The organism is Candidatus Ozemobacteraceae bacterium (assembly GCA_035373905.1).
GTDB lineage: Bacteria > Muiribacteriota > Ozemobacteria > Ozemobacterales > Ozemobacteraceae > MWAR01.
In genome coordinates this window covers 1-11,832 of sequence record DAOSOK010000070.1, presented here as the reverse complement: position 1 = coordinate 11,832, position 11,832 = coordinate 1, and the positions used below count along the sequence as shown (strand labels likewise).

Below are 11,832 nucleotides of genomic sequence, written 5' to 3'. Positions count from 1 at the left end.
CAGGGGTTGACGGCGACGGAAACATACACAGAGGCAAACAATGGTTCGGCAACGCTTTCCTGGCCGGCAAGCACCTGCCCGACAGATGTTCCACAGCTGGCTTCCTATTCCATCTACCGGCAAAAATCTGACAGCAGCTGGGATAATATCGCAACCATAACCGCCCAACCGTCACCGACCTGGAGTGATGCAACACTCGGTGGAACGACGTTGATTGCGACGTATTGCATTACAGATCTCGATACAAGAAAACAAGAATCGCCAAAATCCGTTGAGGCGGTTTTCAAACGGCCAAAACTGCAGATAAAAAAAGTCGAGGCTCAACGGCCGCTCGTCGAAGGGAGCAAGTCCGTTACCCGCACCCAGAAAGATATTCTGGTCAGCATTGAAATCGAAAATATTGGCTATTGCGATGCCACACTCGGGGGCGCCAGCCTGACATTCAGTCTCGGCAAGTACACCTGTTCGCTTCAAGAGCCAAGCACACGCACCATTCCGGTCAATGGAAGCATCATGGCCACGTTCAGCGTCGAAGTTTCATCCGACAGCCCCTGTGGAGCAGCCACGATCGACGCCACCGCCTCGGAAGCGCATGACATCGGCTTGCGGCAGGTCGGCGATAACGTTGCCAGCCTGACCGATTCATGGATCGTTCGCCCGCCTGCCAAACTGGAAATAGCCAACATCGTTGTTCCATCCACGGTTCATCGTGGCGAAAAGAGAGTCCCTGTCGATATCACCGTCATAGCCACCAGCACCGCCCCCAACTGGGCCGCAGGATACTTCGACGGAGCCGATCTCAACTTCAGCCTGGGCTCTTACGAAAATATAACTCCACCGATACTTCCTGTCATCGTCTACGAAGGCACGCCCCAAACAATCCGGTATCTCGTGGATGTCTCCACCTCTTCCCCCCTTGGCCCGGCCGAGATCAATGCATCGATCACCTACCGCGATATAAACCTGGAAGTTCCGACCGAAAACAACGAGGGCCTGGCCTCCCCAGCCGTCTGGGCCATCGTGGGAGAGGCCGTCTCGACATACCGGGATCCAGCCTGCACCATCCAGGCCAGTGAATTCAACCAGGGGAATTATCGGGTTTTCGCCAAGGCTCTGGACATGACCCCGAACAAAGAATTTCGATTTCGATGGTGTAACCCGAACGGAGACCCGGTGGCTTTAAGCAATCCGGCAATTCTGTCTGACGCAAGCGGTACCTGCTACGACGAACTCGAATTATCCTCCACATCTTTGCAGGGAGCCTGGCGCGTCGAAGTCATTCAGGCTTCCGATAACAAAACGGGGTGCGTCGCCACGTTCACGGTCGGCACCCAGGCATCGGCCGCCATTTCCCTTCAGTTGCCGGAGGTAGTGACCCTCGGATCGGATTTCATCGCAACGCTTACCGTCACGAACATCGGCAGCGCCACCATTCTCGATGCCGAACCGGCGACTCTCACCTGGGTCCCCTCGAATACCGGCACCGCGACCCGGCTCACAGGGCCGACCCCCGCTCGCCAGGACGTTGCCGGCGAAAGCGGGGCAGTTTTCACCTATACCCTGCATGCAACAAGTACAGGAAGTTTTCAGCTCCAGGCTTCGGCATTCGGGTTTGATGCAAATGCCTCTTCATCGTCGTATCTCGTGACGGCTGCGACCGTTTCCAGCAATATCTGCGAAATCCAAGCCGAGCCGGAAATCAACATCACCGGGTTGAGCGAATCGTATGACACCGTCACTCTCGGGCAAGAGAATCTTGCCGTAAGCATGACCATCGAGAACTCCGGCCCGGTCGGATTATACATCGACGGGGCGTCGCTCTCTCACAGCCTGGCCAGTCACACACAGACGATCGCCTCCCCAAGCTCGCTTCCCTTCCTGCTGGAAGGTGGGGAAGTCGCGACATTCGTCTTTCATGTAGATGTTTCCAAGTGGGCGCCAACGGGCATGAACACCATTACCGGATCGATCGGCGGCTACGAGGCCGACAATCCCTCTTCACGGTTTTCCGTGACCGGCGGAACGGCAGGCTGGACTGTCGGGACCTTTACGGGAGTGCTTTCCGCAAACTCTTCCTATTCCCCCGCGCAATACAGCTTCAATGTCGGACAGACAGTCTATGCCAAGTTCTTCGGCCTGATCTACAACCAGATTTATCGCATCAGGATTTACGACCCGACTGGAACTCAATGTAGTGAATCTGTCACGCCGGATCCGACGACCACAACCACGATAGAGCACAGTTTCGCAACCACCTCCGGCACACCCGGCACATACAGGGTGGATTTGATCAGGGACGGCACGGGGGGAGGCCTTCAAACATCTCTTTACTTCACCCTGGAAAACGCCGGTAAACTACTCGGGGAATTGACCATCACACCTGCTTCGGTCGATGTCGGGAAGACCGTCACGGCGACCCTGTTCGTCCGAAACACCGTCGCCAGCGGTTCGACGCTGTTTCCGACGACGCCCTCCATTCCGGAGATGACGATAAACAGCTCAGGCAGCCTTGTCCTGGTATCCGGCCCGACGCCGGCCTCGAGCAGCATCACCCCCGATTTTCCGGCTACATTCACCTGGGTTTTCCAGGCCATGGAAGACACCGGCACCGGCAGCCTCTCCCTGATCGCATCGGCCACCGGGATCGATATCAATTCCCAGGTCTCCACCTCCACATCTGCCGTCTCGAATTCGATCGCCATCATCGGCAGGGCCCTGGCGTTCACGCCGGACCCGATCGATTTCGGCGAGATGGACTGCGACGGGATGAAAACCGTCACGACCCCGAAAGTGACAAATACGGGGAACGGAAATCTGACGAACGTCACCTGGCAACCGGCGGACCTGAGCAAAGCCGAATCTTCGCATATCGACCGGGAGAACATGATTTTCAGTCCCGGTAACGGCTTCGGCGTGGCAACCAACACCGAGCAGAGTGCCTCGATCACTCTTTATATACCATACAATACACCTTCGGGGAACTATATCGCCACATGCGGAGTCTTCGACGACTTCAACCCTGCCAACGGAGCGGCAGGCATCGGCGAGCCCCGGGTGGAGTTCCTTGCCTCCGTTACCGTGAAGGAGACGAAGCTTCTCGTAATTACCGAAGATTCTTTCGACCTTGGCTCCTGGGTAAAGGGTTCCGCGGTCTCGGTCATTCCGCTTATGGCCTTCAACGGCGGCAACGTCAACCTGACGAATCTCAAGTTCAGCCAAACCTCGATCACGTCCGACCCCAACCCCCTCAAGAAACCGATCACGATCACCCCGTCCGAGACCGCCACCCTGGCCACGGACGGCATTCTGATTGCATATATATCAACAGTCATAGATCCAAGCCAGAAAAACACGAGCGTCATCGCCACCTTTACCCTGAGTTCCGACCAGGCGACCGACACGTTTCAGGTCCTCCTCAACGTCGTCGACAAAAAAGCCGACATGACCGTGACGCCTGACCCGGTCGCTTTTTCAAACTGCTTCCCGAACTTCTCGACCACAAGTAAAGACCTTCAGATCGACAATGGCTATTCGTCGGCGTTTGCGCATCTTTATCTGGTCATGGCCGATCTTGAATGGAATGGCGACATTATTCCCGCTGCAAACCTCTCCTGCCTTCTCCCGGCCTCCATTCCAGCGGGTAACTCGGGAATAGCCAGCCTGTCTCTCTATGTGCCGGCAGGCATTCCAGCGGGGACTTACAGCGGAATACAAGCCTTATTTGAAGATCTGAATGATGATCAACTGTATGGCTCCGGCGAGCCTATCACCAGTTTCACCGTTCAAGTCACCGTTCTGGCTTCCGGTGCCGTTGACGTCAGCAATTCAACGATCTGGCTCGGCAACCTTCAGCCGGGAAGTGTCGGCACGATTTCGTTCCTGTGCCGCAATACAGGAAGCACGGAGCTGAATAATCTCAAATGGGAAAAACAGAATCTCATTTCCCCGCAGGGTATGATCACCACGGATTTCTACTCTCTTCTGGCGCCGGCAAGCGTCGCCCCCGGGGCGATATTCATCGCTTCGTTAGGATACACGATTCCGGCCGGGCAGCCTGGCGGAGATTATTCAGCAACATCGTATTGCTGGCTGTTTGATTCCACCGACGCAACTCGGGACGCCGGCGAACCTCAGGATAAGTTCGTCATTCAATGCAGCATCGGTACAAGCTCGCTCAATATCGTCGAAGACACGACCCAGTTGAACGGTGCGTTCCCGACTCAGACAACTGCCCAGGTGTCCTATACGGTCACGAATGCAGGAACCCTGACTCTTGTAAAACCGGTCGCCGTCATGAAGACAGACCTCGTTGACGGCTCGAACACGATTCCAAAAGCGTATGTAACCTTGTCGCCAGCCGTCTTCTCCACATTAAATCCAGCACAAAATAAAACCGGCACCTGGAACGTGCAGGTTCCAGCCGGCACGGCTGTCGGAACCTATACAGGAACATTGAAAGCCTGGAGCGACGAGAATGGGAACGGCCTGCCTGATGCCGGGGAAGCATCCGACGAAATGACAATCACGCTTGGCGTGAGTGGTTATTCCACGATCGCCGTCGTCCAGGAATCCCTGGGCCTGGGTTTCATTCCGAAAGGCCAGACGAAATCCGCAGCCTTTGAAATAAAAAATGACGGGAACACGGATTTGACCGGATTGGCCATTCGTGCAGTCGGTGCAGAACTTTCTCCCATCGGGGCTCCGAGCTTTCAGATTACGACGCCGGCCGCCTTCCCTTCAGGCGCCTCTTTTCTGGCGACACTGAATGTCAGCGTGCTGGAAGACCAGGGCGACGGTGGCCCTTACAGCGGTCTTCAGAAAGTGTATGTCGACATCAACAACAACAGTTCCTGGGACGCCGATGAACCTTTTGCAACGTTCACGGTCACGCTCGACGTCGGAGAAAAAAAGATCGACGCCGAGTCTCCTGTCGCGTTCGCAGGTCCGCATAATCCGGGAACCAGCCCGACGGCGTCTCTCAAGCTGACCAATACCACGGCGATTCCGATCACCAACGGCAAACTGCTCATCTCTCCCGGAGGAAGCGGCTTTCCACTTTCAGAAATGACAATTTCCGACATTCCATTTACGATCGACTCCGGTCCTGCCGAGAAAACCTGCATCGTAACGGTCGACATACCGCAATTCCAGGCACCCGGCAATTATCTCGCCACCATGACGGCATTTGAAGATGACGACGACGATGGCGAGATCGACGCCTTCGAGGCTTCGGACCAGTTCGATGTATCGATCAACGTAGCGGAGTATCCGCTTCTGGAGATCATTCCAACGGAACTGACGGCAAGCGCCCCTGCGGGCACCGAAGTGAACACATATATATATTTTCAAGTATACAACGCAGGCAATGTTCAGCTTTATCTCACCTGGGAACCGAGTGTCCTCTCCATGCCAGGCTTCACAGGAGTGGAACTTCCGGCACCGTCCTTCTCCTGCACGCCTTACCCGCTCAATCCGGGTGTGTATGGCACAGGCAGAATATCCGTCGCCCCCATCGATGTCGAACGGCACCCCGGCTCTTATGTCGGTAATCAGACTCTCAAAGATTACGCACATGCCGGTTTTGCGGGTTGTTCCGACTCAGTTCTGCTGACCTTCCTCGTCAAGGATCCCGAACTGGGAGCTGCAAGCCTCTACCAGAAAGTGGCCACCGGTACGTTCAAAGATCCGGCTCCGGGAAACCGGTTCATTCTCTCAGCCTGGATTTGCCCCGGTTCCGGATCGGCCGCACTGGAGTTCTTCAGTGTCGATGAACGCTATAAACTGGTCGGGAAAACGGGAATTTCCATTGCATCCACCTCCGTCATTACCATGACCGGCTCCCCCGCCGCCGATATCGGAATTGTCGAGTCACGGGTCGTCAAAAGCGCGAGCTATCCCAGTGGTCTTCCCTGGTACCGCACCTATGTCGCTTTCGATTATACCTACGATCCCGCGATCGCAAGCTGGAACTATGTCATGGTCAGGAACAATTCGCCACTTACGGCTTCCTATTCCGTCTGGTTCGACGGAATACAACTCGAGAAACACGCCCTGTCTGGTCAGAAACGGCCGACTCCATTCAATGCCGCAAAAAAAATAATACTGCCCAGCAGTGAGGAAACCACCGATGGGGCAAGCCATTACTACGAATGGTAGATGCCGGCGGCGCAGGTCGAAGGGTGAAGCTTCTTGCAGGGTTTCAGACAGATGGAATCAGGGTATTAATGAAAACATCAATGGGGTGTAAATGGATTCAGTGGCTGCAATGCCTGCTGCTCGACCAGGTCGCAGCCAGGGCGGCACGAGCGTCTTTTGAATACAGGCGGAGGATAGCGGCATTTCTGACCTGTTTGGTCTCTGATATGCTTCGCTTACGCCGCGATTATGTCTTTTCAGCTCTCGAGCGGCATCTCGCTCTTTCCGTCGCGGAAGCGCAGGTGATGACACGGAAGGTCTACCGGTCGTTTTTCGAGAATGCCCTGGAAATGGCGTCGCTGCCGTTTCTGACCGCCGAGGAGCTCCAGGGAAAGTTCGTCGCCGTGGGAATGGAGCATCTGCGTGAGGCTCACGCGCTCGGGCGCGGCGTCATCATCGTTTCGGGGCATTACGGGCTCTGGGAGTTCATGCCGCCGTGGCTCTGTCTGAACGGGTTCCGGGTCACCACCGTGGTCAGGCGGCAGAACAACCCGGAAGTCGACGCGTGGTTCGAACGCATGCGCCGCCGGTTCGGCGCCCTGACGACGGATTCCGGCTTCGGCCTGCGCGAGATTCTGCGGACCCTCCGCAATGGGGACATCCTCGCTCTGATGTCCGATCAGAATGCCGGCGACCGGGGGTATTTCGTGGATTTCCTCGGGGAACCGGCATCGACGGTCACGGGGCCCGCACAGATCGCCCTGAAAAGCCGTGCTCCGATCGTCGCCCTGGCAGCTCACCGGCGGGGCGCAGGCCCGCATCTGATCGAGATCCTGCCGCCCATACGGCCGGAGGAGTTCACCGACGACGAGAGCGGCAGGCTGCAACTGACGCAGCACCTGACGCGCATCATCGAAAACTGGGTCAGGAAGCGGCCTGACCAGTGGTTCTGGCTGCATCGGCGCTGGAAAAGCCGGCCGCCGGCAAAGGAGGGTTCGACATCATGACAACGGCACTCTCTTTCTATCGCGGTCTGCTTCGCGCCGTCGTCTGCGGGCTCGAAACGTTCCCCCCGAAGCGCCTCGAACGCGAGGAAATCGAGCTTCGCAAGGGCCATTACCGCCCAGAACGGCCGATTCCGGAGGCGGGAACGATCTGGGTCCACGGAGCATCCCTCGGCGAGATCATCACCCTCCGGCCGTTTCTCCGACGCCTCGAGGGCCGCTTCGGCCCGGAACGGATAGTCTGCACCGCGACCACCCTCGACGGGTATCGCCGCATCCTGGCGGACGGGCTGAGCGGCCATGCCAGTCTGCTTCCCATCGATCTTCCCGAGTTTCTGAACCCTTTTTTCGATATCGTGCGACCGCGCCTGATCCTGATCAGCGAGACGGAGCTCTGGCCGGTATTTCTCGCGACCGCCGCCGAGCGTAATATTCCAGTCATTATTATAAATGCTCGCATAAACGAATCGACGGTGCGTCTGGGAAAGCTCGCGCACCCGCTCTTTTCTCCGGGCCTGGCAGGTATTCGAGCCGTTTTCGCACAGGAGCGAATCTACGAGCGACGGTATCGCGCCGTCGGAATCCCATCGGAAACGATCCGTGTCCTGGGGCCGTTCAAGTTCGACCTCGAACTGCCGGACGACACCCCGCAACACATCAGGGATGCGTATGGCATCCCGCCGGGCAGGCTCGTCATCGTGGGCGGCTCGACGCACGAGGGGGAAGAGGCGATGCTTCTCGACGCCCTCGAACCTCTCTGGCCCCGGGTCAATGCAACGCTCGTCCTGGCTCCGCGGCACATGAACCGTGTCGGCGACGTCGAGAAATTGCTTCAGACGCGCCACATCGACTACTCCCGACTGACGGCCCGCGTATCGCCCGTCGGAAGGGTGCTGCTCGCCGACACGCTCGGAGAGCTCCAGAAGCTGTACATGGCCGCCGACCTCGCGTTCGTCGGCGGCAGCCTGATCCCCCGGGGAGGGCACAACCTGATGGAACCTGCTGCGGCCGGCGTCCCGCTCGTCACGGGCCCGCACCTGGAGAACTTCCCGTCCGAACGCGCGGCGCTCGTCGAGGGCGACGGGATCAGAATCGTGAACGATACCGCCTCGCTCGGTAAAACGCTCGAGGAGTTTTTCGCCGACCATCCCGCGTTTGTCGCGATGGGACAGCGGGCTCTTTCGGTCCAGCGCCGGATGGCCGGCGCCGCGGAACGCACGCTGGAAGCTCTCGACGAGATGGGCGTATTACCCGCCGACAAGGACGGCACCCAGATGGGAGCACGGGCGCATCGCGCGTAGGGGCGGTCTCGGAACCAGCCAGTTTCCACGGAACGACAATATTATATCATACCACATAGAAAGGTCTCAATGAGCGTCGAGGTTCTGATACGGCTGACGGCGATGGGGGACGTCCTCCTCGCAGTTCCGACGGCGCGCGCGCTTGCGAGGGCGGGGCGGGAGGTCCACTGGGTGCTCCACGGGCGCTGGGCGGCCCTGGCGCCGTTCCTGCCGGCCGCCCAGGTCCATCTCCTGGGCGGAGCCGACGATCTCCTGCCGCTCGCGAAACGCCTCAGGCGACTCCACCCATCCCGCGTCGTCGACCTCCAGGGGAAGCCTGCGTCCGTCGTGCTCTCGGCGCTCATCGGCGCTCCGGTGCGACGATACGGGAAACGACCCTGGACCGAGCAGATCGCGGCAGCCCGGAACCGGTATCCCATCCGCCCCTCCGACACGGAGCAGGTATGGCTGAAATACGCCCGTACTGCTGAGGTCGTCCCCCTGCCGGGCGACGCCCTGCTGAATCTGCCCGATGCATGCCGGGCGGCGGCTCGCGGGTGGCTGGAACGTGAGACCGGGACGCCGGCGGAGCGTTTCACGATCCTGCACCCGGCAGCGGCCCATCGGGGAAAAACGATCCCACAGGCCGGTATCGGCGCACTTCTCGAGGCACTCCCGAAACCGGTCGTCCTGATGGGCGACTCCGACGGCACGATCACGGCCGGGGATGGCATCGTGGATCTTCGGGGAAAAACGCCGCTCGAGATACTTCCCGGACTGATGTCGCTCGCAAGGCTGGCCGTCAGTACCGACTCTGGACCGATGCACCTCGCTCGCGCCGTCGGAGTCCCCGTTGTGGGGATTTTCTTCCAGACCGACCCCTGCCTCGGTTTCGCCCCGATTCCCGGCCCGGGCGTGCGGATCTTCTCGAAGGAGCTGCCCTGCAAGCCGTGCAGTCTCCACGGCAGGCGCCGGGAGTGCCCCGAACACACGTGGGCCTGCCGGGATTTCGACTGGAAAGCACTCGCTGCCGATATCGCCTCGTTCGCCAGGAATCCAGCATGAAGACGCTTTTTTTCGGCCTGAACTGGATCGGCGATGCCGTCATGTCCTTCCCGGCCCTGGCCGCCGCCGCGAAGCTCGACGGAAATCCGGTCGACATACTCACAAGACCGGCGCTCGCGCCGGTGTATTCCCTTTCTCCCGACATCGGCGACGTCGTCGGCCTCGACACGAAACAGCCGTTCTGGAACCTCCTGCCGGAACTCATCGCGATCCGAAGACGCCGATATGACCGCATCATCGTCCTTCCGCGTTCGTTCAGGAGCGCCTTTCTGGCGTTTCTGTGCGGCGGCGTCAGGCGTCGGGGGTTCATCGGAGAAGGCCGCGGGCTCTTTCTGAACGACCCGGCATCGGTTCCCCCCTGGGCCGACGCGATTCACGAAAGCCGCCTTCATCTCGCCCTGACCGACGGAACGGTTTCCGGCAACCGGCCGGCGGACGGCCCAGCGCCGTTTCCCGAGTTGAAATCCATCTCCTCTGCCGATGTCGAAACCGTGCGGAAAAAGTTCGGTTTGAACAATACCATCGGCTATATCGTCATCGCTCCCGGCGCCGCGTTCGGGGAAATCAAGCGGTGGCCGGCCGAACGATTTGCCGCTCTCGGCAGGCATCTCCGGGACCGGCACGGAGTGACGATCGCCGTTTCCGGCTCGCCGGCGGAGGCCGGGCTGACCTCGAAGATCGCCAGCGACATCGGCGCCGGCGCGGTGGACATGGCCGGCCGGACGACGCTGGACGAGTTGTTTGGCCTGCTGGCCGGGGCCCGCTTGCTTGCGTGCAACGATTCGGGCACAATGCATCTTGGGGCGGCCCTCGGCGCCCCCCTGGTCGTCCCGGTCGGCCCGACCGACATGGCCCGAACGGGACCGATGAGCGAACGCGCCGCCATCGTGCGCGGCCGGGCGTGTCCCGGCGGTACGCCGTGCCGTCGGCGGGAGTGCCGGTACGGAACGCGCATCTGCTTGGAAAGCGTGACGGTCGATGCCGTGACGGCGGCCGCCGACAATCTGCTCGCGAAAGGAATCGGAACATGTTGATCGTCCAGGCTCCACTCGCCGACGTGATCCGGCGGCTCCAGACGGAAGGCTGCCCCGGAAACGTCCTGATCATCGATCATCCGGCGACCGGGTATTACATCCAGATCGCCGGCGGCATCGACTCGCCCCATCTCCATGTCGAAGCCGTCAGCAACAGATTTCTCGAGCCGGACCGGCAGTTGTCGCCGGAACGGGAGAAGACGCTCGAGCAGCTCGGCTGGGCCGCCCCCGCGAAAGGCTGTCCGAACCATGCCATCGATTGTCAGAGCCATGGCGATGAAGACCGGCAATGGCTCTCGAATCTGATCGAAAAAACGTTCTCCTCCGTCTACGGCATCTCGGACCGCAACGCGCTTGTCATGAAGCTGAGCCTGGAAATCGAGTTCGCATGACCCACCAGCTCGAGAGCATCCTGATATCGCGAACCGACCGCATCGGCGATGTCGTACTGACGCTGCCGGTGTTCACCGCCCTGCGACAGTTATGCCCTCGGGCGAAGCTCATCGCCCATGTCCGTTCGTACACGGCCCCCCTCCTGCTGGGGCATCCCGACATCGACGAGGTGCTGCTCGACGACCCGGATGGCGTCCAGCAGCCCTTTCTCGACCTGGTCCGCGAGATTCGCTCGCACAAGCCGGACGCCGCCATCCTGGTTCATCCGTCCGGCAGAGCCATCACGGCCTGCTGGCTCGCCCGGATTCCCCTCATGGCCGGCCGCGCATCGAACATCTGGCAGTTTCTGCTGACCCACCGGCTCGTTCAGAACCGCTCGCGCAACGAGAAGCACGAGGCCGAGTACAATCTCGACCTGCTGACCGGACTCGGGTTTTCCCCTCCCCGCACGCTCCCGAAACTATATATCAATAACTATACAAGGGAATGGGCCGCGCGACGTCTTGCCTCCGCTGGCATGACGACACCCCCGGTGTTCGTCCATCCCGGCCACGGCGGTTCGGCACACAACCTGCCGCTGGGCCGGTACGTCGAGCTGGTTTCGGGGCTCCGCGGCGCCGAACTGCCGGTCGTCGTCACCCTGGGCCCGGCCGAGCGAAGCCTGGCCGAAGCCTTCGGCCCCCCCATCCCGGGCGAGTTCACCGTGATCGACGATGCGCCTGACGCCGCGCACCTTGCGGCGCTTCTCGCGTCGGGCTTCGGATTCGCCGGCGGTTCCACCGGGCCGATGCATCTCGCCGCCGCCGCGGGAATCCATACCATCGCGTTTTTCCCTCGCCGGGAGGCAATGACCCCCTATCGCTGGGGACCGCTCGGTCCCCTGGCGCATGTCCTGATGCCGCCCGAAGAAGCCGGCGACCA

7 protein-coding genes are annotated in these 11,832 nt (G+C 60.0%); all 7 read left to right on the top strand.

Going from position 1 to position 11,832, the window contains the following annotated elements; genetic code table 11:
* The first annotated feature begins 6 nt into the window (after positions 1-6).
* The gene (locus PLU72_19935) at positions 7-6,156 is read left to right on the top strand and encodes a hypothetical protein (GenBank protein ID HOT30454.1); all 6,150 of its coding nucleotides are present in this window, start codon (positions 7-9) and stop codon (positions 6,154-6,156) included.
* A gap of 80 nt (positions 6,157-6,236) precedes the next feature.
* Positions 6,237-7,142, top strand: coding sequence for a lysophospholipid acyltransferase family protein (locus tag PLU72_19930; GenBank protein HOT30453.1), 906 nt, complete (start codon positions 6,237-6,239; stop codon positions 7,140-7,142).
* Positions 7,139-8,440: a glycosyltransferase N-terminal domain-containing protein gene (locus PLU72_19925; GenBank protein HOT30452.1), complete on the top strand. Its 1,302-nt coding sequence runs from the start codon at positions 7,139-7,141 to the stop codon at positions 8,438-8,440. The genes PLU72_19930 and PLU72_19925 overlap by 4 nt, the downstream gene beginning before the upstream one ends.
* A gap of 69 nt (positions 8,441-8,509) precedes the next feature.
* The gene (locus PLU72_19920) at positions 8,510-9,484 is read left to right on the top strand and encodes a glycosyltransferase family 9 protein (GenBank protein HOT30451.1); all 975 of its coding nucleotides are present in this window, start codon (positions 8,510-8,512) and stop codon (positions 9,482-9,484) included.
* Positions 9,481-10,518, top strand: coding sequence for a lipopolysaccharide heptosyltransferase II (waaF, locus tag PLU72_19915; GenBank protein ID HOT30450.1), 1,038 nt, complete (start codon positions 9,481-9,483; stop codon positions 10,516-10,518). Before PLU72_19920 ends, waaF begins: the two co-directional genes overlap by 4 nt.
* Entirely contained in the window at positions 10,512-10,910 is a 399-nt protein-coding gene (locus tag PLU72_19910) for a hypothetical protein (GenBank protein HOT30449.1), read from the top strand. Before waaF ends, PLU72_19910 begins: the two co-directional genes overlap by 7 nt.
* A partial coding sequence (locus tag PLU72_19905) for a glycosyltransferase family 9 protein (GenBank protein ID HOT30448.1) occupies positions 10,907-11,832 on the top strand: 926 nt, incomplete at its 3' end. The genes PLU72_19910 and PLU72_19905, both read left to right, overlap by 4 nt.